Raw genomic sequence first — 23,785 nt, forward strand, 5'->3', positions numbered from 1 at the left:
GCTCAGCTCAACGCAATCCCCCGGAAAAGTGGCTTTAGATTATCGTGCCGCTTCTGCGGCTTCACGAATGGCTTTGATATTGGCGCTGTAGCTCTCGACCGAGTTGCCTTTGTAAACGGCGGAACCGGCGACGAGAATATTTGCACCGGCTGCAACAACCGATCCGGCAGTCTCAGGCGTGATGCCACCATCCACTTCGATATCGATCGGGCGGTCGCCAATCATCTCACGCACGCGCTTAATCTTATCAAGCATCGGGGCGATGAACTTCTGGCCACCAAAGCCCGGATTGACCGTCATGACGAGCACGAGATCAACGTCATCAATGACGTTGGTCAATGCTTCGACAGGGGTTGCCGGGTTGAGCGCCAGACCAGACTTCTTGCCCAAAGCGCGAATGCTCTGGAGCGAGCGGTGTGTGTGCGCGCCTGCTTCGGCATGGATTGTGATCAGATCGCAGCCTGCATCTGCAAATGGCTCAAGATATGGATCGCAAGGCGCAATCATCAGATGCGTATCGAAGAAAGCCTTGGTGCGCGGACGAATTGCTTTCACCACCTGAGGACCAAATGTAATGTTCGGAACGAAATGGCCGTCCATAACATCGATATGAATCCAGTCGGCACCGGCTTCAAGCACGGCATCGACTTCTTCGCCCAAGCGCGCAAAGTCTGCGGAAAGGATGGATGGGGCGATTGCGATAGGACGCATAGTTGTCTCCCTGGCAGGATGTTTGTCACATCATAAAATAAAAAAAGCGCCCGGCCATTTTTGACCGAACGCAGATATTGAGTTTTAGCCCCAACGCTTGTGGAACCACATCCACTGGCCGGGATATTCGCGCACCCAGTCTTCAACGGTGTCGTTGAGAAGCTGCGCGGTTGCGGCGATGTCGATCTCGCCCTTTTCGTCGCGCGGGAGCTCCATACGCTCTTTCAGCTCCAGGCGATAGCGACCGCCGGGCAGGCGAATGCAGCGCGCCGGATAGACATCGCAATCATACTGGCGCGCGAGCTTTGCCAGCAGCGGATTGGTCTTCACCGGACGGTTGAAGAAGGTTGAAGGAACGCCACGCTGGAACTTCTGGTCCACCAGCATCCCGACATTACCATCAGTGTCCAGAACGCGGGCAAGAGACCAGGCGGCACCGGCCTTGGATGGCACAAGATGCCCCATATTGGTGCGGCGCGCCTTCAGAACTGTTTTGGCAATATAGGGATTGTTCGGCGGGCGGAAGAGGGCCGTAACATCAAGGCCAAATGTACCTGCGCAAATAGGCAGAAGCTCGAAATTACCGGTATGGGCGGTGAAGAAGATATGCGGCTTCTTCTCGTCACGCAGACGTTCAAAAATCGGAATGCCGTCGACTTCGATAAGACCCGGCTCGGGCGCATTCGGATCAAAATCGAAGATTGCATCGAGGAAGATATATTCCGCGAAAAGACGCGCCATCGAGTCCCACATCTCAATGGCGATCTTCTCAATTTCAGCGTCGCTCTTCTCCGGGTAGGCATGACGAAGATTGCTGGTCGCAACCTTATGCCGTGGCGTAAGTGGTCCCACTTTACGCGCAAACCATGCCGAAAAACGGATTGCGCTTTTAGCAGGCAGCAGACGCAGCAGTGCCAGCGTCACAAACACGGCCTGCGCCCAAAGCCAGTAGTTAAACTGCTTGAGCTTACGTGACCATTTGAAGAGAAGAAGCTTAATCTTGAACATAAAGGCTTAGTCGATCTGCAATACGATCTTGCCGAAGACGTCGCGGCCTTCCATGCGCTTCAAAGCGGTGCCAATGTCATCAAAGCCGACAATGGTGTCGATAACCGGATGAACAACGCCCTGCGCCATTTTCTGCATAGCATCAGCCATGTTTTCCATGCGGCAACCGAAAGAGCCGAGGATTTTAAGCTGCTGCTGGAAAAGCTGCATCAGGTTCATGTTGGTTGAAACGCCGGAGGTCGAACCACAGGTGACGAGACGTGCGCCACGCTTCATGCAGAGCATCGAACCTGCCCAGGTGTCCGCACCGACATGTTCGAACACGACATCGACGCCCTTTTTCTTGGTGAGCTTGCGCACAACACCTTCAAAGCGGTCGACGCGATAATTGATGACGTGATCAGCACCGAGCGCCTTGGCCTTTTCGATTTTGTCGTCGGAGCCAACAGTGGTGATGACCGTGCAGCCCATTTTCTTTGCAAGCTGGATTGCAGCCGAGCCAATGCCTGAACCACCGGCCTGAACCAGAACAGTTTCACCCGGCTGTAGCTTGGCATTGTCAAACAGCATATGCTCGACCGTACCGAAGGTAACAGGAGCAACCGCTGCGCCAATGGCGTCAACGCCGGGAGGTGCCGGAACGAGCAAACGTGCTGGCAGATTGACTGCTTCACATGCAAAGCCATCGAGATGGAAGCCATGAACCCCGCCGACATGTTCGCAAAGATTGTCACGACCTTCGCGGCAGGCTTTGCAGAGACCACAGGTGCGTGCGCCATAAATCGAAACAAGCTGACCCGGCAAAACATTGGATACGCCCGGGCCGATTGCATCGACCACGCCGGAGGCTTCCGCGCCGATTACCAGAGGCATTTTGCGCTTGGCAAATGCCATGCCGCGCCAACCCCATACGTCGATATGGTTGAGTGCTACAGCCTTGATCTTCACTGTCACTTCGCCATTGCCGGGTGCAGGTGGCGGTGCAATGTCGGTCATTTCGAGACGACGATCATCGAGAAGCTGCAAGGCGCGCATGAATTTATCCTTTTCAAGACATAATCCCGGATAGCACTCGGCTTTCCGGGATTACCGAGAATATATAATTTTTAGTCCGATTAATTCGGATTAGCGGTCAATACAAGGCTGGTATTCTGTCCACCAAAGCCAAATGAGTTTGAAAGCACGGCGGAAACCCGTGCATCACGCTTCACATTCGGCACAACATCCAGCGGAATTGCCGGGTCCGGATTGTCGTAATTGATGGTCGGAGGCAATGTGCCTGTTTCAATCGTCAGCAGTGAGAACACCGCTTCAATCGCACCGGCTGCGGTCAGGGTGTGACCGATCATCGACTTGTTGGACGATACCGGGATCGAAGAGAGCTGCTCGCCAAACACGGTTGAAAGAGCGAGATATTCCATCTTGTCGTTTTCAGGCGTCGAGGTGCCATGTGCATTGACATAGGAAAGCTGATCTTCGGTCAGGCCGGCATCTGCAAGTGCTGCGCGCACGGTTCCGATTGCAGGCGAGGCATCCGGCTTTGAGCGGGTGCGGTGGAAGTCGTCAGCCTTTTCACCGCAACCGGCGAGAATGCCCAGAACTTTTGCACCGCGTGCAATCGCACTTTCAAGCGATTCCATGACCAGCGCGCCCGAACCCTCAGCCATCGCAAAGCCGTCGCGATCCTTGGAGAAAGGCTTGGAAGCCTTTTCCGGCTTGTCGTTCTGGGTGGAAAGGGCTGAAAGCAGCGAGAAACGAATGAGCGATTCAGCCGATACCGAACCGTCTGTACCAATCGAGAGAACGCGGTCGCTTTCACCACGGCGAATAGCTTCAACACCAAGCTGGATCGCAGTTGCGCCCGATGCACATGCGGTCGACAGCGTTACCGGCAGGCCGCGTGTGCCAAAGGCTTCCGACAGGCGCTCGGCAATATAGCCAAACTGCGTTGTATTGAAGAGTTCTCCCTGACGGGCACGACGGCAAGCTTCAAGCAGAAGCTGGTAGCTGGCCGGACCTTCATCCTTGATGCTCGCATCAAGAGCAAAACGACTCTTCCAGTCGAGTTCAACGGGAGGTGCTGCGAGGAAAAGCGGACCGCCGAAATTGGTTACGGAAAGGCCGGACTGTGCAAGGGCTTCTTCGCCTGCAAGACGTGCGAGCGCCTCGGAGAGAGCAGAGGAGCCGACATTGCTTTCAGGCAGAAAGTCGACCGTACCGGAGAAGCGTGTCTTCAGGCTTTCCGTTGGAAAACGGGTAATTTCATGAATGCCGGAGCGTCCGCCGGTAAGGGCCGCCCAGTTGTCCTGCTTGCCCTGTCCGAGTGAAGAAACAACGCCTGCACCCGTGATAGCAACGATGGGACGGCCGAGATGGTCTGTGTATTTGGTCATCTTATGCTCTCACCAGCTTTGCGGCACCCTCAGCGCGGGTTGCGCCGACGGTGGTGACAATGGCTTCGCCGATCGTTCCATCAATCGCCTTTTCAGACGGGCTTAATGGTGCGAAAGCCTCACCTTTCCAAACAGAAATAGCCGCGAGAGCCAGCGCCAACGGGAACTGAGCTTCGCGCAAATGTCCGGTCAGGTTGGCAATGCCGCGATAAGCGGCGGAAATGCCCTCAAGTGCAGCTTTTTCGGCAGCCGTTGCGTCATGCGCGCCGGAGGCACCAGAAACCACATATGCAGGCTCCTTGCCGCCATTGGCAGCAAGCACCAGTTCACGAACCGTCTTCGTGAGATCGGCAGCATCGCGACGAACCTGTGCACTTTCGATGTTTGCGATCTCCGCATAGGCGCGGGCACCGCGCTTTTGCGCATGGTCTGCGCTTTCAAGCACAAGGAACACGCCGCCAGAGCCGGAAATCATGCCGCCACCGGCGCTGCCTTCACGGTCCCATAGGGACGCCCAGCCATCATGCTTGAGCAATCCGCCAAGCTCATGGCCGAGAATCATGTCGAAATGTTCTGAGTTATACGATCCACCAACCAGCGCATGCGTGCTCTGGCCAGAGCGAATGCGTGCTGCCGCTGTTTCAATCGCTGAAATGCCCGAACCTTCTTCGCCCATGAATGTGCGCGATGAGCCGGTCACTTTATGGACGATGGAAATATTGCCAGCCAGCAGATTGGAAAGCTGTGCCAGAAACAGGGTAGGGCGCAGCTCGGTCGAGAGTTTCTCGTTGAGCATCACACCGCGATCGTTACTGGTCCGGCCTTCTTCGAGAATCTGCATGTCGACGGTGATGTCGCGTTCGCCGCCACCGGCGCCCACGACCATGTCCATGCTTGCGCAAAGCGCTTCGTCGTCCTTGATACCGGCATCGTCAAGCGCAAGGCCTGCCGCATAGGTGCCAAGCCGCTGCCATGTTTCCATCTGGCGCTGGTCGCCACGCTTGGGGATTTGCAAACCCCAATCGACTTCGCCCAGTGGATGAACTGTGTATGGCGCAAAGGCTTCCTTTTCGAGGCGCGGTTCTGAACCTGCTTTGGAGAAAGCATTCCAATGCGCATCCAGTCCTTCGCCTAGCGAAGAGATGATGCCAATGCCGGTGATGACGACTTTATTGCTCTGCATGGTTCGGTCTGCCCGTAAATGCTGTGCTTATGGATTCTATGCGTGATCCAGAAACGGAATCAGGGCGAACACGGATGTTCACCCTTCAATACCGTCAGCTTTCGCGGCTGGTCAGCCCTTTTTGGCTGCGACCAGCTCGTCGATCTTGGCGCAGAGATTCTTCAGAACGAAGTATTCTTCCGTCGGCGCTTTGCCTTCGTTCACTTCCTGCGTCCATTGTTCAAGCGGAATCTTGATGCCGAATTCTTTGTCGATCGCAAATACGATGTCGAGGAAGTCGAGGCTGTCGATGCCGAGATCATCGATAGTGTGGCTATCCGGCGTGATGGTGTCACGGTCGATTTCACTGGTTTCGGCGATGATGTCGGCGACTTTGTCAAAAGTAGAGGACAAGTTTCGATTCCTTTATTCTTGGCGATGCCACAACAGGCATACGTCTGAGTATCTGCGCGTGTCTAGCGTGTTTCCGGCGATAGGGAAAGTCATATTGCTTTCACAATAGCCAGAGCTTTGTTGGCGCATATAAGGTGCCTGCTACGTGAAGCGCAACATAAAGCGAATTACAAATTTTTGAAATGTTTTGAAGTTCGTATCATGAATTGGGGCGAAAGCAATGTTTCATCCTTAGCATATCGAGCAGTTAGCCTCTTGCGCAGTGCGCGCCGATGCGGCTTGATGCGGCTCTCAAAAACGCATCAGAATGGGCGAACAAAGTGACAGCGGAAATTTTTGGATATGCACCGGACGGGCAGGCGGTTCATCGGCTCACAATCGCAAACGGTTCGCTGGAAGCGAAGATCATCACGTGGGGCGCAGCCGTTCAGGATTTGCGCATGGACGGGCATGATGCGCCATTGGTTATTGGCTATCGTGATTTTGCCGATTATCCGGCGCACTCGCCTCATTTAGGCGCAATTGCCGGTCGCTTTTCCAATCGCATCCGCAATGCGCGCTTTGAACTTGATGGGCAGACTTACGAAGTCGAGGCGAATTTTCAGGGTATTCATAATCTGCATGGCGGCAGCAAAGGTCTTGGTAACCGGGTCTGGAAAGTCACCGGTTCAGGATCTGATTTCGTAACACTTGCGACACTCGCAGCCGATGGGGAGATGGGTTTTCCCGGTAATCTCAATGTAAGCTGTACCTATATGCTCAATGCAAAGGGTACGCTGATTGTGCGTCTTGAAGCCGTGACTGACAAACCTACAGTCTGCAATCTTCTCCATCACAGCTATTTCAATCTTGATGATGGTGGCGAGGGCGACATTCTCGATCATCAGTTAAAGATCGAAGCTGGTGCCTACATGCCCGTCGATGAAGCGCTGATTCCGGATGGACGCATTTTGCCGGTCAGAGACACGCCTTATGATTTCCGCGATTTCCGTCCGATCCGTTTTGAGGAAGACGGCAAGCAGGTCGAATATGACAGCAATTTCTGCATGACTGCAGCGCGTGGTCCCTTGCGCCCCTGTGCGTCTGTTAAAAGTGCACGATCCGGCATTCGTCTTGATATCGAGACGACGGAGCCTGGCGTTCAGTTTTATGCTGGCAACACAATGGCCAATGATTGCATTGGCTTGACGGGCAAGCCTTACGGCAAACATGCAGGTTTCTGCCTGGAGCCGCAGGTCTGGCCGGGATCGCTGGAATATGCCTATGTTCCTCAGGCGATCTTGCGTCCGGGCGAAGTCTACGCCCAGACGAGCCACTTTACCTTCTCGCGGGATTAGAGCGCGCTGCGCTCTAATTGTTTGTGTTGGCGCGCATCTTATCCGAAAAACGTTTCACACTTTTCGGGATGCGCCCTAAATTACCGCCTCATAAGCGGCGCGTGCGTGTTCCATAGGAGCAAGCGCGCCGCGAATTTCAACCACACGAGCTGCAACGGCATGTGCTTTGCGTGCAGCTTCGACCGGCGATAAGCCTTCAATACGCGCGGCAAGATAACCACCGTTAAAGCTGTCACCAGCGCCGGTCGTATCAATCGCATTGGCTTTGACGGATGGAACGAGGGTTTGCTCGCCGTCTGCGATGATGAGTGCAGGCTCCGTGCCGTCCTTGACGACGATTTCCTTTACGCCAAGACCGATAAGTCTTTCCGCACAGGCTTGAGCCGTTTCATCACCAAAGAGTGCCTGTTCATCGGGAAAGGTCGGCAGTGCTATATCGGCGACCTGCATTGCTTCGCTGATGATCTTCTTCGCCACTTCACGATCAGGCCAGAGCTGATGCCGGAAATTAGGGTCAAACGCAATGCGTGCACCTTCTTCACGGCATTCACGTAAAATTTCGAACAAAGTTTCGCGGTGCTCCGGGAAGACAATGGCAATCGAAATGCCGGAGAAATAAATCATGTCGCGGCCGGTCAGGCTGGCTTTCAAGGCATTTCGGTCGCTTGCAAGGCGCCTTGCTGCTGCATCGCTACGCCAGTAGGTGAACGAGCGCTCTGCACCGTTGAGTGTGATCGCATATAATCCCGGATGGACGCCCTTGATGATGGGGCTTTGGGCAATGCCTATGCTATTCGATGTGAGGAAAGCGCGCTGCTTCTGCGAGAAATCATCCTCACCGAATGCGCTGACATATTCCACAGGATATGATTGGTCTGTCAGCGCGCGCATATACCAGGCGGTATTCAGCGTGTCGCCGGCATATCCCATGCGCCATTGATCATCGCCGTTACCTGAAAGCTCGATCATGCACTCACCGATCGACGCGAAGCCACCCATAGCCATCTCCTCATTTCTAACCGGACGTAGGCCTATACGAATTTGCAGTGATGTAAAATCCCGATGTTACCTCCCCTTTATCGACTTGCCACAATCTGCGTGTAACGATCCCGCCAAGAGAGGAATCACTATGCGTTACGCGATTTATTTCACGCCGCCTTCAGGCGATGCACTTTTGAAAGTTGCCGGCAATTGGCTTGGGCGAAGTGCATTTAGTGGGGAGCCGGTCAAGGTTCCTGCGATTCGCACACTTGCAGCCGAAGATATTGTCGCGCTGACCGAAGAGCCGCGCCGCTATGGTTTTCATGGGACGCTAAAGGCACCTTTCCGACTGGATGAGACTTATCAGGAAAGCGATCTGCTTTCCGCGTTGATGTATTTTGCATCGTCGAGCGTGCCATTCGTTATTCCACGCTTGAAATTGCAGAACATTGGCCCGTTTTTTGCGCTCGTACCGGAAGACCCGGTGGCTGAACTCAACCAGCTTGCCAATGACGTGGTTGTTTCATTTGATCGTTTTCGGGCACCATTACGGGACGCGGAAATTGCCAAGCGTCGGCCAGAACGGCTGAGTGAAGCTCAGCGGCAGAATCTGGATCGCTGGGGTTATCCTTATGTTTTCGATGAGTTTCGGTTTCATATGACGCTGACCGGCCCAGTCGATGAAAAGCAGCGGCCACACGTCGAGCGCGTGCTCGATGATTTTTTTGCGCCTGTTCTGGATGATCCGGTTGAAATCGCCAATCTGGCACTTTTTGTTGAGCCGGAAAAAGGTGCGCCGTTCGAGATTCATTCGCTGCATCCGATGACCGGTGGTACTAAGGTGTCAAAACGGTCCTCACGGGCTGTGGGAAGGCCTTGAGGGATGACGACGGAAACTGTTCTTAAGAATGCGAATATTGTTCTGCCTGACGAAGTAATCAGCGGTACTGTTAAAATAGCTGATGGTGTCATCGTTGATATTTCATCCGGCTCGTCCGTGTCTGGTGAGGACATGGAAGGGGATTATCTGACGCCGGGACTGGTTGAGTTGCACACTGACCATCTCGAAGGCCATTATGCGCCCCGCCCGAAAGTGCGCTGGAACCCGATTGCTGCGGTTCAGGCACATGACGCGCAGATTGCGGCTTCCGGCATTACGACAGTCTTTGATGCTTTGCGGATTGGCTTCGACGATGAAGCGCAGACGGGTATTGATGATATGCGCAAGCTGTCATCTGCAATCGCCGAGGGTCGCGAGGCAGGACGTTTGCGCGCAGACCATTTTCTGCATTTGCGGTGTGAAGTTTCAGCCCCAGATTGCCTGAGCGCATTCGAGCGGTTTGGCGTGCATCCGCTGGTCAAACTGGTTTCGTTGATGGATCACGCACCGGGACAGCGCCAGTTTACGGATATCGAAACCTACAAATCCTACTACATGAGCAAGCTCAGAGTGACTGAAGAGGAATTCATACGCTATTGCGAAAAGCGTATGGGCCAGTCACAGCAACATTCGGCACCGACCCGCAAGGCGATTGCCAGTGCTTGCCTTGAACGGGGTATCGTTCTGGCCAGCCACGATGACGCCACGGCTGATCACGTTGTAGAAGCAAGTACGCAGGGAATCCGTGTTGCTGAATTTCCGACAACACATCTGGCCGCCAAGGCATCCAAGGAAGCGGGCATGTCGGTTCTGATGGGTGCGCCCAATGTGGTGCGCGGGGGCTCGCATTCTGGCAATGTTTCGGCGCGCGAATTGGCGGAAGCCGGTCATCTCGACATCATCTCGTCTGATTATATCCCGGCAAGCATGATGCAATCGGCATTTTTTATGGCCGATGTGATGGAACAAATTACGCTGCCGCAGGCAATCAGGCTGGTATCAAGCAATCCGGCAAAGGCCGTGGGCCTTGAAGATCGCGGTGAAATAGCGATTGGAAAGCGTGGCGATCTGGTGCGCGTGCAAATCGCCGAACATGTGCCGATCATTCGCACCGTATGGCGCGAAGGACGGCGCGTGATCTAACACGCGCCGTACTCTTTGTTTCAGACCGAAGCATCTGCAAGCGACAACATGCCGGTTTCACCGTCAACGGACAGTTTTAACTCGCGGTAGCTGTTGATGCTTTTGTGTGATGTTTCAGGCGAATGCGGGTGCGTTGCGGTTACGACAACGACGCTCGCACCTGCGGTTTCACCCGCGACAATGCCGGCCGGGGCATCTTCAAACACAAGACAATTGTGCGGATCGAACCCGAGCCTCTTTGCACCGAGCTGGAAGCATTCAGGGCTTGGCTTGCCGCGCTCAACATCTTCAGCTGAAACAATTGTATTAGGCATTGGCAAGCCTGCGGCCTGCAAACGACGCCGCGCCAGTTCGATCGGTGCGGAGGTGACGATTGCCCAGCGGTTTTCTGGCAGCGAATTCAGGAAATCCAATGCGCCTTCAATGGCTACGATGCCATCCAGATCAGCCATTTCCGCATCCAGCAGGATTTTGGCTTCGGTGTCTGGATCAAGATGCGGCAGGCCCAGTCTGCGGACGGTATCGACTGCACGCACACCGTGAATGGTTGGAACGAATGTGACCGGATCAATACCATGACGGGTCGCCCATTCACCCCAGACACGCTCGGTTGCTGCAATGGAACTCAGCACTGTACCGTCCATATCGAACAGAAAAGCGTCGAATGATTTGTTGAAGGGAGACAGGTCGGTCAAAATGAAGGTCCTCGAATTTTCGTGGCCAGATCGGGAGCCAGAATCAGGTGGGCTTGTTCGATTTTGATCTTAATGCGGAAATTTGGCTAAAGTCACAGTATTCAGCATATTGATCACTATTGCTCGCTTTTACCTCCGCCAAAGCATGAAAAATCGGAGATGCTTCTTATATTGAAGAAGCTTGGCCCAACCGACAAAACTTGATCATTTGCTTCGTTTGTGGCTTTTTGCGCCACTTGATGCAGGGCGTTTCACCTCAGAGCCAGAAACATGGATGAATCGCATTCTCAGGATTGTTGTTTAAATGACTGAAATAAAAAATTAAAATCACAACTATCCAGATCACCGGTTCTCCGTTGCGCCTATGCTCGACTGGTCGGATCGGCATTGTCGATATTTTCACCGCCTGTTTTCCAAGCGCGCGTTGCTCTACACAGAGATGGTTGTTGCAGATGCTGCGATCCACGGCCCGCGTGAACGGCTCATGGGGTTTGATGCAACGGAACATCCCATAGCTCTTCAGCTTGGCGGTTCCGATCCGCTCAAATTACAGGAAGCTGCGCGAATAGGCGCTGGCTTCGGCTACGACGAAATCAATCTTAATGTCGGCTGCCCGTCCGACCGTGTTCAGTCCGGCACATTCGGCGCTTGTCTGATGCAGACACCGGAAGTTGTTGCGCGTTGCGTCGCGGCCATGAAGGAGGTTGTATCAGTCCCCGTCACAGTCAAATGCCGGATAGGTGTTGATGATCAGGACCCGGAAGTGGCGCTGGATGCAGTTAGCGATCAGGTGCTTGAAGCAGGTGCAGATGCGCTTTGGGTGCATGCCCGCAAAGCATGGCTGAAAGGTCTGTCTCCGAAGGAAAATCGCGATATTCCCCCGCTGGACTATGATCGTGTTTATCGTCTCAAACAACGTCTTGATACGGCATTTGTTGGCATTAATGGCGGTATAAGCACTCTCGAAGATACTGTTGCACATCTCAAGCATTTGGATGGCGTCATGCTGGGGCGTGCTGCCTATCATAATCCGGCATTGCTCGCTGATGTCGATCATCTCATCTATGGGGATGATGAAAAGCCAACGGATATGGCAGAAATCATTGAGGCAATGTGCGAATATGTTGATCGGCACATTGCCGATGGCGGCAGGCTTTCTCACATAAGTCGTCACATGGTCGGGCTGTTCACGGGGCAACCCGGTGCGCGCCGCTGGCGTCAAATCTTGTCAACTGATGCTTCCAAGCCCGGCGCGAACAGCGATGTGCTGCGTCAGGCCTATGCGACTATTATGGAAGCTAGCAGTGAAGCTGCCTAGAGCTGTTCCCATTGAGATTTAGTGGTTGGGACCGCTCTATCTTTTTGTTTTACGCATTGTCCGACGCAAAACCACTTCGCACTTTTGCTGGGAATGCTTTAATCCATCATAATGAGCTGATCGCCACGAACGCTGAAACCACCCAGCGTTTGCAGGAAGTTCATGCCGAGCAGGCTCCCGGTCATCAGCCCTTCCTGCGTCACCATTGCACGGATATTTTGCCGTTCAATGTCACCGATCTGTAATTTCGCAATGGTTATGCTGGCGGCAGTTGCTCTGCCGTTCGCTGTGTTGATCGGCACGGAATAATTGAGCGATGACGTGTCGATGCCTGCGCGCTCGGCGTCTTCCTTTGAAAGCACGACAGAAGACGCACCTGTATCGACAAGGAAATGCACGCGCGCATCATTGACGCGGCCATTGACCTCGAAATGCCCGTTGGCAGACTTTGCCAATGTTACTGTGAGGGACCCATCGGCGGCACGGCCTGAAATAGGGCTGCCGGGAATGAGCCCGGCCGTGATGCGGCTGCCCACATCCTGAAGCTCATAGCGATATTGATAGGCTGCGACGAGGCCGAGGATAATGACCGCCCACACGGCCATGTTACGGGCAAAGTCGCTGAGCTTAATCCCTGAACCAAGCAAGCCTGCTGCGAGCACGACGCCCCAAATGCCCATATAGGCAGCCTGACCAAAGGCATCATTGGCAATACCAAGCGTGGTTCCGCTGTCATCGTTCGCCATCAGCAGCAATATGACAACTGCAATTGCTGCAATCACGATCCAGAACAAACGCCCCATCAGCTTTCTTTCTTTTCCAGTATTTCATGGCGCGCAGGTAAAAGCGCCATGATCGCTCGCCGTTGATCGTCGCCCATGGAAGACCATTCGGCAATTTCATCGAGTGTGCGGGCGCAGCCAAGACAAAATCCGGTCTGAATGTCCATCACGCATACCAGAATGCATGGCGATTCTATTGTTGCCGCGTTCATGGGGCCAATGTGGTCACATCAAAGCGCTGTGACAAGACCGAGCAGCACTGCCAAGGAACAGATTTGTTGCGCAGCGCCGAGGGTATCACCGGTTTGTCCGCCAATTTTGGACAGACAGAGTTTCGCAAAGCCAAATAAAAGCACGATGCTGAAAATGAGCGCATTGATAAGAGCTGTAAACCCGCCAGCCGGGATGATGGTTACAACCATTATTGCCAGACCGATTGCACATGCGCAAACGAGCGTCTCCCATTTGGGGGCGCCGAGATTGTCTGCAAGCCCACCGGGACGAGCGGAGGGCAATCCATGCCACAGGGCGAGAATTGCAGCGCGACTTGCAGCTTCTGCTCCGATCAGCGCGAGAACCGCGTAACATGCGCCAGCACGATCAATGATGGCGGCGAGCAGCGAAACCTTGATACCGGTCCAGATGATGAGTGTGAGCGCCGCAAAGGTGCCAATCCGCGAATCTTTCATGATCTCAAGACGGCGATCTGGCGTTGAGGCACCAAAGAAGCCGTCCGCAGTGTCTCCAAGACCGTCTTCATGCAGCGCACCGGTCATCGCGGCCAGCATTCCGACCGCGATCAAGCTCGAAACAACCGCGGGAAGGTTGAGATAATCGGATACCAGAAGTGAGAGGCCGGCCAGAAGCCCAAGGACAGCGCCCGCCATTGGGAACGCGCGCATGCCCGTTTTCAGCGAATCGCCCAAACCTTCATCTGCGTCTGTAAGCCAGCTATGCGGCAAAGGCAGACGGCTCAGAAAGCCCAGAGAACGAATTGTGTCTCTTATGAAGCTGTTTCGCTGCAACTGCTTGCTCCGCTTTAAGAACTATAATGCTGCTGACCAGAATATTGGCCGCCAATAAGGTTTGGCGCAAAGAGGTGATTTGAAAAATTGACTAAGTGCTTATAGGACGAGCACAAGAGTTTTGTATCCTCCCTTAATTGATTGGACTAGACGATATGAGCGCCAGTGGCCTTCCTTTTGACGATTTCCGTGAACTCATCCGTAATCTGCCGGGACCTGATCTTGGTGCGGAAGCGGCTGTACGTGCGCGGGAAGCGACACTGACCAAGCCTGCTGGCTCGCTTGGGCAGCTTGAAGAGATTGTTGCGTGGCTCGCTGCATGGACTGGAAAGCCGGTTCCGCAGATCAATCGCCCTCTGGTCGCGGTCTTTGCAGGCAATCATGGAGTGACTGCCAAGAATATCACGCCCTTCCCATCAAGCGTGACTGCACAGATGGTTGAGAATTTTGCTGCAGGTGGTGCAGCGATCAACCAGATATGCATTGCTCACGATCTCGGTCTTAAGGTCTTTGACCTTGCACTGGAGCATCCGACCGCTGACATCACCGAAGAAGCGGCAATGGACGAACGCACCTGTGCGGCAACCATGGCATTCGGCATGGAAGGCATTGCTGGTGGCACAGATCTTCTCTGCATAGGTGAAATGGGTATCGGTAACACCACGATTGCTGCAGCTATTGCGCTGGCACTCTTTGGTGGGACAGCTGAAGATTGGGTCGGACCCGGTACTGGTTCGACCGGTGACCTTTTGGAACGCAAGCTTGCTGCGGTTCGTGCCGCTTTAGCACTTCATCAGGCACATCTTAAAGATCCGCTGGAAGTTTTGCGTCGTCTGGGCGGACGTGAGGTCGCTGCCATGGCAGGTGCAATTCTTGCTGCACGCATGGAGAAAATTCCGGTTATCATTGATGGCTTTGTAGCCAGTGCAGCCGCTGCCGTACTTTACGCTGCAAATCCGGCAGCGCTCGATCATTGTCTCTTTGGCCATGTGTCGGCAGAGCCGGGCCATAGACTGATGCTTGAAAAGATGGGTAAAAAACCGCTTCTCGATCTCGGTATGCGACTGGGTGAGGGTACAGGTGCTGCTCTGGCGGCGGGTATCGTTAAGTCAGCCGCCCTTTGCCATAGCGGCATGGCGACGTTCGAACAGGCTGGCGTAACGGCCGGACAATAAAACGAAAAGCCCGGAGAAATCTCCGGGCTTTTTCATATGTATTCTTTAGAGCGCATCCCGAAAAGTGTGAAACGGTTTTCGGACAAAGATGCGCGTTAAAACAAATATTTAGAGCGCCGATCTGATCCAATCAGATCGAAACGCGCTCTAAAAAACTTAGTTGTTTTCTTTGTCCAGCACCATGTAGTCGAGCGGCAATTCGGTGGTGTACTTGATCTGCTCCATCGCAAAGGATGAGGACACATCACGAATTTCGATCTTGCTGATGAGGCGCTTATAGAATGCGTCATAAGCCGCAATATCTGGCACTGCTACACGCAGCAGGTAATCGACATCACCACTCATGCGGTAGAACTCGATAACCTCAGGGAACTCCTGAACCACTTCCGAGAAGCGCTTCAGCCATTCATTGCTGTGCGAGCTGGTCCGTACAGATACGAATACGGTGACGCGTGTGTTGACGCGCACCGGATCGAGGATTGCGACGCGGCGTTTAATGACGCCGTCTTCCTCGAGTTTCTGGATGCGGCGCCAGCAAGGGGTTGTGGAGAGGCCAACCTTCTTGGCGACATCTGCTACCGCCAGTGTTGCGTCTTCCTGCAGTAAGCGCAGTATTTTTCTGTCGAGCCTGTCCATACGTTTTTTATCCCGGTATTAGAAATCGTTTCCCGAACTTTCCGGATCAATGAAACTTCATACCTTATGGTTCGCATTCGCTCGAAATTACAGGAAATTTATTCCAATGAAAATAAAGGAACTAAAATTTATTTTCTATCCATCAGCAGGTGGCGGACTTTTTCGCGAAGAAGGGGAACGACTTCCTGATCAAACCAGGGATTTCGTTTGAGCCAACCGCTGTTACGCCAGGATGGATGCGGCAGAGGCAAAACTGTTCGTCCCGCAGCATTCGGTGTTTCCATAAAGCTGCGCCAGTTCTGGACCGTTTCTGTGAGGCTCGTTTTGCGCCATTCGGGCAAATGATAGGCAAGCGCATATTGTCCGACGACCAGAATGAACTCGAGCTGCGGCATCGCAGCAAAGACGCGGTCATGCCACGTTGAACGACATTCGCGGCGCGGGGGGAGGTCGCCGCCATGTTTGTCATAACCAGGAAAGCAAAAACCCATTGGCACAATTGCGAAACGCGCCGGATCGTAAAACTCTTCGCGTGTTGTGCCGAGCCATTGTCTCAAGCGATCACCAGAAGGGTCATTAAAGGGCAGGGAGCTGTTATGCACACGAATGCCCGGAGCCTGCCCACAGATCGCAATGCGTGCGGTATCCGAGATTATGCATACCGGATTGGGTTCGTGCGGTAGAGGCGGCAGAAATTGAGGCGTGTCACGGCAAATGCGACAGGCCTGGATGGAGTGCCTTAGCCCGTCCAGATTTTCCATTATTCCTATTGGGCTCCAGACCAGAGAGAGTTTAACAGGGTAGAGACATAGCCTCTGATATAGCTGATCACATCGCTGATTACATCGGATGACGGCGCTTCGTGGCCTGTTTCAGCCTCCACATTTGGCTTCTGCTGCTCTTTGCGCCATTGATACGGCACTTCAAAGCTGCCGGCCCAGATGCCACGTTTTTCTTGGCGGGCGACGGCCTCTTCGCTGCGGTAGTCGCCATAGGAGACAGCCCAGCCTTGTTCCACCATCCAACGGTTGAGATCAGTTTCACCAAGATAGCATCGACCGAGGTCGCGTCCGTACTTATCGAGGCCTTCTTTTTCGCAGCGAATCGAGGCTCCGCTGATTCTGCCGCGTAGCGCATTGCGCGCTTCCCGACCGCAGAGATAGGTGCGATAACCGGTCTGACAGCTTTGCTCCATCTCCGGTGCATCGATGCCGAGAAGGCGGATATGGACCTTATTGAGAATGACAGTATCGCCATCAATGACATAGACGGTGCCCGCCAATGATTCTTTGGGCTGACGGTTGACTGGCAGAGACACGATAATTGCAAAGAGAGCAGAAAAGATGAGCAAAGTTAAGAAGATGCTGCGGAAAGCTCCACCTCTTCTTCTTTGTCTTGTCTGATATGGTCGCCGGTAATAGCGCCGTCTGTTGCTCATTGTCCGATGCCCCTGACCTTCGTCAGATCATAACGCATCCGGCAGTTTTGCGAAATTCCATCGCTCTGGAAGTGATGCGTCGACACAACTAATTGGGGCCAACAACATTTGATTTTGTGTTGATTCAGCAACAGTCTTTACCATTGCTTTAGGCTAGAAAGACGGGAGACACATTTTGCCCATTTCCCGCCACAAAGAAGCGTCACCGGATAGGAAAGGCAAAGGCCATTAACAACTCCGGGAAACGTTATTTCCCTCAGGACAGGACGAAATGAAGAAAGACGCATTGTTTCACAACGATCCGTTTTCGGGCAGCGAAAAGACTGCTCTGTTTTCATTTTGCATTTCTGGCAATGGCCGAGCTTTATTCCGTCAAAATCGGGTCGCAGTCTTGACGAAAAGACAATGTACTCTGTCACTTATGTCATCAACTTCTACCCAATGTGAAAGACCGGCGTTGTGATGCGTATTCGCAGTTTTTCATATCCCCTTATCGCTGCGGCACTTGGCTTGGCCATTGTCTGCAACAGCGCTTCGGCTTTTGATCTGAACGATGACTCCGAGAAATCACGGAGCCCGTTCGAGCTCTTCAAGTTTGGTTTCTCTGCCTATAAGAGCGGCCACAAGGATGAAGCCATCAAGGCGCTGCGTTATGCGGCGGAACGTGGTCATCAGGGTGCCAAGTGGAAGCTCGCTCGCATGTATGCCGATGGCGACGGTGTGGCAGAGGACGATTACGAAGCTTACCAGATTTTCGAAAAGATTGTCCGTGACGGTGCGGAGCCGGGTTCTGAAAACGAGCCTTATGTCGCTGATGCGCTGGTCGCGCTCGCGGGTTACGTAAAGCGCGGTATTCCCGGTTCTCCGGTTAATTCTGATCCAAAATTCGCACGTAACCTTTATGTGCAGGCTGCATCCAACTTTGGCGATCCGGCTGCTCAGTATGAGCTTGGCAAGATGCTGCTGGACGGCGAGGGTGGTGAACGCAATTCAATGCAAGCCGCCCGTTGGTTCCAGCTTGCAGCCAAGAAGGGGAATGCAAGCGCTCAGGCCATGCTTGGCAATATGCTGTTTCAGGCTGGAAAGACTGTTCGGGGCCTTGCCATGCTCACAGCAGCATTCGAACGTTGCCCGACGGAGGATTGCACCTGGATCCGCGATATGCAGGAACAGGCTTTCTCAATCGCCGGTGAAGCTGACCGCCGCAATGCCATAGCGCTCTCAAGCAACTACGTTGCCAAAGGCGACTTCTAAAGCTGATCGATAAGCTTTGCCTTCTGTACGGCCCTCAATCGTGAGATCATACGGACAATGTTACCGTCACAGGCACATGATCTGACGGCTTTTCCCACGCTCTGACGTGTTTTTCGATATCTGTCGAAACGAAATGATTTGCCGCTTCCGGCGACAACATCAGATGATCGATGCGAATGCCATTGTTCTTCTGCCAGGCTCCGGCCTGATAATCCCAGAATGTATAGACGCCGTCTTCATCGGTCGCTGCACGAACGGCTTCGGTGAAGCCCAGATTTTCAAGTCGGCGGAATGCCTGACGTGATTGCGGCTGAAACAGTGCATCACCGAGCCATTGCTGCGGGTTTTTCGCGTCGTTAGGCTCCGGGATGACGTTATAGTCGCCAGCAAGAACGAGCGGCTCTTCCAGTTCAAGTCGGCTTTTCGCCCAGGTCTCCAGCCTCTGCATCCAGGACAGCTTGTAGGGGAATTTCTCTGTATCGACCGGGTTGCCGTTGGGCAAATACAGCGACACGACACGGAGAACACCCTTATCCGTCGAGAAAACGGCCTCAATGAAGCGTGCTTGTTCATCGCTGTCATCGCCGGGAAGCCCGCGATTGACCTCATCAGGCGACTTTTTGGAAAGAATAGCGACGCCGTTGAAGCCCTTCTGGCCATGCGTCTCGACATGATAGCCGAGCGCTTCAATTTCCAGTCGCGGGAACAGATCGTCCACGGACTTGATTTCCTGAAGGCAGGCGATGTCAGGCGACGATTCCTTCAGCCAATGCTGGAGGTTTTCGATACGCGCCTTGACGCCATTAATGTTCCATGTCGCGATTTTCATGATGAAATGATTAGGCGGAAGACGAGGCGAGGGCAAGCGCTGCCCTCTCTCCATCACAGAATTTCGACTCGGTCTGATTATTATTCAAATGCCATTTGTATTGCCGCTTTTGCATTCCTATCTCCCAACTACAGTAGCCAAACAGGAGATTTGAATGTTCGACGCCAAAAAGCTTCTCGACCAGTTTCTGGGATCACAAATTCCGGGCATGTCCGGAAGCGTTCGCGACAAGGCGGGGCAGGCCACTGATCTGGCCAAGAAAAACCCATTGGCTACTGGCGCAATTGCCGCAGCAATTCTTGGCACAAAGACCGGACGTAAGCTCGCTGGTAATGTAGCCACAGCAGGCGGTATCGCGGCAATCGCAGGTCTCGGATATCTGGCTTATAAGAACTACAAATCCGGCCAGTCACCGCAAACAGCCGAACAGCCAGTCGCAAAAGAGCCGGAATTGCTTCCGCCGCCTCCGGCAGATTCTCCATTCCATCCGCAGTCACCAGCCATGAGCAACAGTTTTGCATTGACGCTTGTGCAGGCAATGATTGCTGCCGCAAAGGCTGATGGCCACATTGATGATGCGGAACGCGCACGCATCATGGAAAAGGTGCAGATTTCAGGCCTTGATGATGAAGCGGAAGCCTTCTTTGCGAAGGAACTCGCTGATCCGATTGATATCGATGCGTTGGTAGCCGCTGCTCAGACTGAAGAACAGAAGGTTGAGCTTTACACCGCTTCGCGTCTGACCATCGATCCTGACAGCCGTGCAGAGCGTGGATATCTCGATATGCTGGCTGGTCGTCTTGGTTTACCGGATGCGCTGGTCGACCATATCGATGCGACGGTTTCATCGGTTAAAGCCTGATAAAACAAAACCGGCTGCGTAATGCAGCCGGTTTCTTTTTCGAATGCTGGAATTAATCAGATCGCGAAACTTGTACCGCAGCCACAGGATGCCGTGGCGTTCGGATTGCGGATCTGAAACGATTGTCCCATCAGGTCATCGACAAAATCAATCTGGGAACCATCCATGTAAGGAACGGAGATTGAGTCGATCAGCACCTTGGCGCCATGCTTTTCGATGACGATGTCATCATCGGATTGGTCATCAACCAGATCATATTTGTAAGAAAAGCCAGAGCAGCCGCCGCCCTCGACAGAAACGCGAAGTGCTGTTTTGCCCGGTTCGGAACTGATAATTTTTGCAATCCGCTTGGCTGCGGATTCAGAAACGGTAATGTCTGTCATCTGCCTTGTTCCGCTTGCAATTGCGTGTGCCGGATTGAACCAATTGGGAATTGTCCAGAATTTCCAGAAAACGCGTACTTGCCTTCATGTTTAACTGATAGCTATGAACGCAACGTGTGGAAGTCAATGTCCACCTGAGTTTGACGTAATCATATTACAGTGAGGAATGCATCGCAATGTCCCCGGAAGGAATTGGATCGCTGGAAGGAATTGGCTTCGGTTATCGCGAACGCGCGCCCTATGCCTGCAATCCTGCCTTGACCCGTGGGCGGCTGGTTCCTGAGCCTGAAAGTGCAACGCGAACGCCTTTCCAGCGCGATCGAGACCGAATCATTCACTCGACTGCGTTTCGTCGCCTCAAACATAAGACGCAGGTTTTCATTGCCCATGAGGGCGATCACTATCGAACCCGTCTGACGCATACCATCGAGGTGGCGCAGATTGCCCGCGCCTTGGCGCGCGCTTTACGACTGGATGAAGACCTGGCGGAAGCTGTAGCACTTGTGCATGATTTCGGGCATACGCCGTTCGGTCATACCGGCGAAGACGCGCTCAATGAACGCATGAAGCCCTATGGCGGCTTTGATCACAACGCCCAGTCCCTTCGCATTGTGACGAAGCTTGAGCACCGCTATGCGGATTTCGACGGACTAAACCTCTCGTGGGAAACCCTTGAGGGGCTGGTAAAGCACAATGGTCCACTGGTCGGCCCCTTTGCTACGCATTCAGATGAGCCGGTTCCACAGCCTATCCTGGATTTTAATGAGCGTTATGATCTCGAATTGTCGCGCTTTGCGAGTCTTGAAGCGCAATGCGCAGCCATTGCAGATGATATTGCTTACAATGCTCATGATATCGACGACGGCCTCCGCTCTGGTCTGCTTAAACTAGAGGGACTCGATGAGGTGCCGCTCACAAAGCGCCTGCTGGATATCGTTAGAATGCGCTATCCGGCGCTTGATCCTGTGCGTACGGGCCATGAACTGGTCCGTCGGCAAATCACCATCATGGTCGAAGATGTGATTGCTGAATCGCAACGCCGTATCACTGCTGCCAATCCTCAAAATTTGGAGGATGTGCACGCGCAACCACGCGCACTTGTGGGTTTCTCTGATGCAATGAGGGACGAAGAGAAAGCTCTGAAGCGCTTTTTGTTCAAAAACCTCTATTTCCACGAGAGTGTCGTTGTTCGCAGACATGGGGCCGACAAAATCGTGCAGGACCTGTTCGATATTTGTTTTGATGATCCCGCTATCATGCCTGCAGAGTGGCAAACGGGCTGTGAAACACTTGATGAGGCGGGTCGTGCTCGCCGTGTTGCAGACTATCTGGCCGGTATGACTGACAATTATGCAATGCGGGAACACCGACGATTGTTTGACCATACACCCGATTTAGCTTAATCGGGTCGGGACGAAGCGGGTCCTGGAGCTTAAATGCGTCGGGATGTTTGCTATTTTTATGATGAGCCGACGCCGGAAATCGCAACCATAACCGGACGGAAGCCTGACAGGACGAACCATGAATATCTTTGCAGATTTCGACGCGCGTATTAAAAAAACGTTGCAAGATATTGATCTGAAAGCGAAAGATGGCGGCGATCTGGATTTGTCGCGTATCAGCGTGGAGCCACCGCGTGACGCCTCGCACGGTGATATTGCCACCAATGCTGCCATGGTGCTTTCCAAAGCTGTGGGCCAGAATCCACGTGAACTTGCCACCGCCATTGCCGATGCACTGAAGTCCGATAAAGATGTCGCCACGGTCGACGTTGCAGGTCCAGGCTTTATCAATCTGCGCCTGAAAGACACCTATTGGCAGCGCGAGCTGGCCGCTATGCTCAATGAAGGCACCGATTTCGGACGCTCGAAGCTTGGCACCGGCACCAAAGTCAATGTCGAATATGTTTCGGCCAACCCGACAGGCCCGATGCATGTTGGCCATTGCCGTGGCGCTGTCGTTGGCGACGTGCTGGCAAATCTGTTGAAGTTTGCAGGCTTCGACGTCGTTAAAGAATATTATATCAACGACGCTGGCGCGCAGATCGATGTGCTGGCACGTTCGGTTATTCTGCGTTACCGCGAAGCGCTTGGTGAAGAGATCGGCGAGATTCCGGCTGGTCTTTATCCGGGCGATTATCTCGTTCCTGTCGGCGAGGCGCTCGCCAAAGAATTTGGTAACAAGCTTCTCGAAATGCCGGAAGATGAAGCTTTTGCAATCGTCAAGGAACGCACGATCGACGCCATGATGGCGATGATCCGCGCCGATCTTGACGCACTGAATGTGCATCACGACGTCTTCTATTCCGAGCGTAAGCTTCATGCTGATCATGCGCGCGTTATTCGCGCTGCGATCAATGATCTGACGCTCAAGGGCCATGTCTACAAGGGCAAGCTGCCGCCGCCGAAGGGGCAGCTGCCGGAAGAATGGGAAGATCGTGAGCAGACCCTGTTCCGTTCGACCGAAGTGGGCGACGATATTGACCGTCCGCTGATGAAGTCTGACGGCACATTCACCTATTTTGCTGCTGACGTCGCTTACTTCAAAGACAAGTATGATCGCGGCTTCAATGAGATGATCTATGTGCTGGGCGCTGATCACGGCGGCTACGTCAAGCGTCTCGAAGCTGTTGCACGCGCTGTTTCTGACGGTAAGGCCAAGCTCACCGTTCTGCTTTGCCAGCTCGTAAAGCTGTTCCGCGATGGCGAACCCGTGCGCATGTCCAAGCGTTCGGGCGAATTCATCACGTTGCGTGAAGTGGTGGATGAAGTTGGCCGCGATCCGGTTCGTTTCATGATGCTTTATCGGAAGAACGATGCGCCGCTCGACTTCGATTTTGCGAAAGTGACTGAGCAGTCCAAGGACAATCCGATCTTCTACGTGCAATATGCTTCGGCACGTTGTCATTCGGTATTCCGTCAGGCGGTCGACCAGCTTGGGCTGAGCGATCTTGATCGCGTATCGATGGCCGGACACTTTGACAAGCTGACCGATGAGAGTGAAATTGCACTCGTTCGCAAGCTCGCAGAATACCCGCGTCTGATCGAAGCTGCGGCGACGCATCAGGAGCCACATCGCCTCGCTTTTTACCTCTATGACCTCGCCAGCGCGTTCCATTCTCAGTGGAATAAGGGCACCGAGAACACGGACTTACGTTTTATTAAGGTTAACGATCCAGAATTGTCTCTAGCAAGGCTAGGGCTAGTACAGGTCGTTTCCGATGTGCTGACGTCCGGTTTGACAATAATCGGTGCGGATGCTCCAACGGAAATGCGCTAGGACGGTTTCGTCATCCGCAAGTTCAACCAAGGTGTTGTGCGGATGTCGGTAAGTCAAAAAGATGGAAGATCAACGAGGGT

24 protein-coding genes and 1 pseudogene are annotated in these 23,785 nt (G+C 53.5%); 9 read left to right on the plus strand and 16 right to left on the minus strand.

What is annotated here, in order from left to right; genetic code table 11:
- Positions 1–39: 39 nt before the first annotated feature.
- The 6 genes from rpe to C9380_RS05445 all read right to left on the minus strand — a co-directional run bounded on the left by rpe (position 40) and on the right by C9380_RS05445 (position 5,688).
- On the minus strand, positions 40–711 hold the full coding sequence (rpe, locus tag C9380_RS05420; RefSeq protein WP_024897517.1) for a ribulose-phosphate 3-epimerase: 672 nt from the start codon (positions 709–711) through the stop codon (positions 40–42).
- An 84-nt stretch (positions 712–795) separates the two neighbouring features.
- Positions 796–1,719 carry a lipid A biosynthesis lauroyl acyltransferase gene (locus C9380_RS05425; protein ID WP_128093167.1) on the minus strand — a complete coding sequence of 308 codons (924 nt, stop codon included), beginning with the start codon at positions 1,717–1,719 and terminating at the stop codon, positions 796–798.
- Between the two features lie 6 nt (positions 1,720–1,725).
- Complete coding sequence (locus tag C9380_RS05430) at positions 1,726–2,754, minus strand: zinc-binding dehydrogenase (protein WP_094541938.1); 1,029 nt, start codon at positions 2,752–2,754, stop codon at positions 1,726–1,728.
- Between the two features lie 80 nt (positions 2,755–2,834).
- The gene (locus C9380_RS05435; RefSeq protein WP_100559164.1) at positions 2,835–4,112 is read right to left on the minus strand and encodes a beta-ketoacyl-ACP synthase; all 1,278 of its coding nucleotides are present in this window, start codon (positions 4,110–4,112) and stop codon (positions 2,835–2,837) included.
- 1 nt (position 4,113) lies between these two features.
- Positions 4,114–5,295 carry a beta-ketoacyl-ACP synthase gene (locus C9380_RS05440; protein WP_105706734.1) on the minus strand — a complete coding sequence of 394 codons (1,182 nt, stop codon included), beginning with the start codon at positions 5,293–5,295 and terminating at the stop codon, positions 4,114–4,116.
- A gap of 111 nt (positions 5,296–5,406) precedes the next feature.
- Entirely contained in the window at positions 5,407–5,688 is a 282-nt protein-coding gene (locus tag C9380_RS05445) for an acyl carrier protein (RefSeq protein WP_024897522.1), read from the minus strand.
- Between the two features lie 320 nt (positions 5,689–6,008).
- Here C9380_RS05445 and C9380_RS05450 point away from each other — a divergent pair, with 320 nt between their 5' ends.
- Positions 6,009–7,025, plus strand: coding sequence for an aldose epimerase family protein (locus C9380_RS05450; RefSeq protein WP_128093168.1), 1,017 nt, complete (start codon positions 6,009–6,011; stop codon positions 7,023–7,025).
- 75 nt (positions 7,026–7,100) lie between these two features.
- On the opposite strand, the gene C9380_RS05455 is transcribed toward C9380_RS05450, so the two are convergent.
- On the minus strand, positions 7,101–8,024 hold the full coding sequence (locus C9380_RS05455; protein ID WP_128093169.1) for a sugar kinase: 924 nt from the start codon (positions 8,022–8,024) through the stop codon (positions 7,101–7,103).
- A 130-nt stretch (positions 8,025–8,154) separates the two neighbouring features.
- On the opposite strand from C9380_RS05455, the gene C9380_RS05460 reads away from it, so the two are divergent.
- Positions 8,155–8,886 (plus strand): DUF1045 domain-containing protein, encoded by a 732-nt coding sequence (locus tag C9380_RS05460; protein WP_024897525.1) that lies wholly within the window; start codon positions 8,155–8,157, stop codon positions 8,884–8,886.
- Between the two features lie 3 nt (positions 8,887–8,889).
- Positions 8,890–10,029 carry an alpha-D-ribose 1-methylphosphonate 5-triphosphate diphosphatase gene (locus tag C9380_RS05465; RefSeq protein ID WP_128093170.1) on the plus strand — a complete coding sequence of 380 codons (1,140 nt, stop codon included), beginning with the start codon at positions 8,890–8,892 and terminating at the stop codon, positions 10,027–10,029.
- A gap of 20 nt (positions 10,030–10,049) precedes the next feature.
- Here C9380_RS05465 and C9380_RS05470 read toward each other — a convergent pair whose 3' ends face one another.
- Positions 10,050–10,724: an HAD family hydrolase gene (locus C9380_RS05470; RefSeq protein ID WP_128093171.1), complete on the minus strand. Its 675-nt coding sequence runs from the start codon at positions 10,722–10,724 to the stop codon at positions 10,050–10,052.
- A gap of 334 nt (positions 10,725–11,058) precedes the next feature.
- Here C9380_RS05470 and dusA point away from each other — a divergent pair.
- A pseudogene (dusA, locus tag C9380_RS05475) lies at positions 11,059–12,042 on the plus strand (tRNA dihydrouridine(20/20a) synthase DusA); the annotation flags it as partial.
- Positions 12,043–12,140: 98 nt separating this feature from the next.
- On the opposite strand, the gene C9380_RS05480 reads toward dusA, so the two are convergent.
- From C9380_RS05480 to C9380_RS05490, 3 genes are read right to left on the minus strand one after another with little or no spacing between them, the layout of a single operon-like run.
- Positions 12,141–12,845 carry a TIGR02281 family clan AA aspartic protease gene (locus C9380_RS05480; protein WP_128093173.1) on the minus strand — a complete coding sequence of 235 codons (705 nt, stop codon included), beginning with the start codon at positions 12,843–12,845 and terminating at the stop codon, positions 12,141–12,143.
- On the minus strand, positions 12,845–13,036 hold the full coding sequence (locus tag C9380_RS05485; RefSeq protein ID WP_024896584.1) for a DUF1289 domain-containing protein: 192 nt from the start codon (positions 13,034–13,036) through the stop codon (positions 12,845–12,847). The genes C9380_RS05480 and C9380_RS05485 overlap by 1 nt, the downstream gene beginning before the upstream one ends.
- A gap of 18 nt (positions 13,037–13,054) precedes the next feature.
- Positions 13,055–13,849: an adenosylcobinamide-GDP ribazoletransferase gene (locus C9380_RS05490; RefSeq protein ID WP_128093174.1), complete on the minus strand. Its 795-nt coding sequence runs from the start codon at positions 13,847–13,849 to the stop codon at positions 13,055–13,057.
- A gap of 155 nt (positions 13,850–14,004) precedes the next feature.
- Between C9380_RS05490 and cobT the strand changes: the two genes are divergently transcribed.
- Complete coding sequence (gene cobT, locus C9380_RS05495; protein ID WP_024896586.1) at positions 14,005–15,024, plus strand: nicotinate-nucleotide--dimethylbenzimidazole phosphoribosyltransferase; 1,020 nt, start codon at positions 14,005–14,007, stop codon at positions 15,022–15,024.
- Between the two features lie 156 nt (positions 15,025–15,180).
- Here the strand turns inward: cobT and C9380_RS05500 are convergent, their stop codons facing one another.
- The 3 genes from C9380_RS05500 to C9380_RS05510 form a co-directional block, all read right to left on the minus strand.
- Positions 15,181–15,660 carry an Lrp/AsnC family transcriptional regulator gene (locus C9380_RS05500; protein WP_024896587.1) on the minus strand — a complete coding sequence of 160 codons (480 nt, stop codon included), beginning with the start codon at positions 15,658–15,660 and terminating at the stop codon, positions 15,181–15,183.
- Between the two features lie 128 nt (positions 15,661–15,788).
- The gene (locus C9380_RS05505; RefSeq protein WP_100559146.1) at positions 15,789–16,430 is read right to left on the minus strand and encodes a uracil-DNA glycosylase family protein; all 642 of its coding nucleotides are present in this window, start codon (positions 16,428–16,430) and stop codon (positions 15,789–15,791) included.
- The gene (locus tag C9380_RS05510) at positions 16,427–16,978 is read right to left on the minus strand and encodes a thermonuclease family protein (RefSeq protein WP_374844417.1); all 552 of its coding nucleotides are present in this window, start codon (positions 16,976–16,978) and stop codon (positions 16,427–16,429) included. The genes C9380_RS05505 and C9380_RS05510 overlap by 4 nt, the downstream gene beginning before the upstream one ends.
- A gap of 582 nt (positions 16,979–17,560) precedes the next feature.
- On the opposite strand from C9380_RS05510, the gene C9380_RS05515 reads away from it, so the two are divergent.
- Positions 17,561–18,352 (plus strand): tetratricopeptide repeat protein, encoded by a 792-nt coding sequence (locus tag C9380_RS05515; RefSeq protein ID WP_024896590.1) that lies wholly within the window; start codon positions 17,561–17,563, stop codon positions 18,350–18,352.
- 46 nt (positions 18,353–18,398) lie between these two features.
- Here C9380_RS05515 and xth read toward each other — a convergent pair whose 3' ends face one another.
- Entirely contained in the window at positions 18,399–19,181 is a 783-nt protein-coding gene (gene xth / locus C9380_RS05520) for an exodeoxyribonuclease III (RefSeq protein WP_094542082.1), read from the minus strand.
- 154 nt (positions 19,182–19,335) lie between these two features.
- On the opposite strand from xth, the gene C9380_RS05525 reads away from it, so the two are divergent.
- A complete protein-coding gene (locus C9380_RS05525; protein WP_100559141.1) occupies positions 19,336–20,043 on the plus strand; it encodes a tellurite resistance TerB family protein in 708 nt (235 codons plus the stop codon).
- Positions 20,044–20,099: 56 nt separating this feature from the next.
- On the opposite strand, the gene erpA is transcribed toward C9380_RS05525, so the two are convergent.
- The gene (gene erpA, locus C9380_RS05530) at positions 20,100–20,426 is read right to left on the minus strand and encodes an iron-sulfur cluster insertion protein ErpA (protein ID WP_128093175.1); all 327 of its coding nucleotides are present in this window, start codon (positions 20,424–20,426) and stop codon (positions 20,100–20,102) included.
- 176 nt (positions 20,427–20,602) lie between these two features.
- On the opposite strand from erpA, the gene C9380_RS05535 reads away from it, so the two are divergent.
- Both C9380_RS05535 and argS read left to right on the plus strand, forming a co-directional pair.
- Positions 20,603–21,829 (plus strand): deoxyguanosinetriphosphate triphosphohydrolase, encoded by a 1,227-nt coding sequence (locus C9380_RS05535; protein ID WP_128093176.1) that lies wholly within the window; start codon positions 20,603–20,605, stop codon positions 21,827–21,829.
- Positions 21,830–21,947: 118 nt separating this feature from the next.
- A complete protein-coding gene (gene argS, locus C9380_RS05540; RefSeq protein WP_024896595.1) occupies positions 21,948–23,705 on the plus strand; it encodes an arginine--tRNA ligase in 1,758 nt (585 codons plus the stop codon).
- Positions 23,706–23,785: the final 80 nt, after the last annotated feature.

Origin of the sequence: Brucella pituitosa (assembly GCF_003049685.1) — a bacterium.
In the GTDB taxonomy this organism is placed as follows: Bacteria; Pseudomonadota; Alphaproteobacteria; order Rhizobiales; family Rhizobiaceae; genus Brucella; species Brucella pituitosa.

Excerpts from the sequence above, each read along its gene's own strand:
- C9380_RS05425 (WP_128093167.1), bottom strand. The coding sequence starts at position 1,719 with ATGTTCAAGATTAAGCTTCTTCTCTTCAAATGGTCACGTAAGCTCAAG.
- C9380_RS05440 (WP_105706734.1), bottom strand. The coding sequence starts at position 5,295 with ATGCAGAGCAATAAAGTCGTCATCACCGGCATTGGCATCATCTCTTCG.
- C9380_RS05515 (WP_024896590.1), top strand. The coding sequence starts at position 17,561 with ATGCGTATTCGCAGTTTTTCATATCCCCTTATCGCTGCGGCACTTGGC.
- rpe (WP_024897517.1), bottom strand. The coding sequence starts at position 711 with ATGCGTCCTATCGCAATCGCCCCATCCATCCTTTCCGCAGACTTTGCG.
- argS (WP_024896595.1), top strand. The coding sequence starts at position 21,948 with ATGAATATCTTTGCAGATTTCGACGCGCGTATTAAAAAAACGTTGCAA.
- C9380_RS05460 (WP_024897525.1), top strand. The coding sequence starts at position 8,155 with ATGCGTTACGCGATTTATTTCACGCCGCCTTCAGGCGATGCACTTTTG.
- C9380_RS05480 (WP_128093173.1), bottom strand. The coding sequence starts at position 12,845 with ATGGGGCGTTTGTTCTGGATCGTGATTGCAGCAATTGCAGTTGTCATA.
- C9380_RS05435 (WP_100559164.1), bottom strand. The coding sequence starts at position 4,112 with ATGACCAAATACACAGACCATCTCGGCCGTCCCATCGTTGCTATCACG.
- erpA (WP_128093175.1), bottom strand. The coding sequence starts at position 20,426 with ATGACAGACATTACCGTTTCTGAATCCGCAGCCAAGCGGATTGCAAAA.
- C9380_RS05525 (WP_100559141.1), top strand. The coding sequence starts at position 19,336 with ATGTTCGACGCCAAAAAGCTTCTCGACCAGTTTCTGGGATCACAAATT.
- cobT (WP_024896586.1), top strand. The coding sequence starts at position 14,005 with ATGAGCGCCAGTGGCCTTCCTTTTGACGATTTCCGTGAACTCATCCGT.
- C9380_RS05485 (WP_024896584.1), bottom strand. The coding sequence starts at position 13,036 with ATGAACGCGGCAACAATAGAATCGCCATGCATTCTGGTATGCGTGATG.
- C9380_RS05500 (WP_024896587.1), bottom strand. The coding sequence starts at position 15,660 with ATGGACAGGCTCGACAGAAAAATACTGCGCTTACTGCAGGAAGACGCA.
- C9380_RS05465 (WP_128093170.1), top strand. The coding sequence starts at position 8,890 with ATGACGACGGAAACTGTTCTTAAGAATGCGAATATTGTTCTGCCTGAC.
- C9380_RS05535 (WP_128093176.1), top strand. The coding sequence starts at position 20,603 with ATGTCCCCGGAAGGAATTGGATCGCTGGAAGGAATTGGCTTCGGTTAT.
- xth (WP_094542082.1), bottom strand. The coding sequence starts at position 19,181 with ATGAAAATCGCGACATGGAACATTAATGGCGTCAAGGCGCGTATCGAA.
- C9380_RS05430 (WP_094541938.1), bottom strand. The coding sequence starts at position 2,754 with ATGCGCGCCTTGCAGCTTCTCGATGATCGTCGTCTCGAAATGACCGAC.
- C9380_RS05455 (WP_128093169.1), bottom strand. The coding sequence starts at position 8,024 with ATGGGTGGCTTCGCGTCGATCGGTGAGTGCATGATCGAGCTTTCAGGT.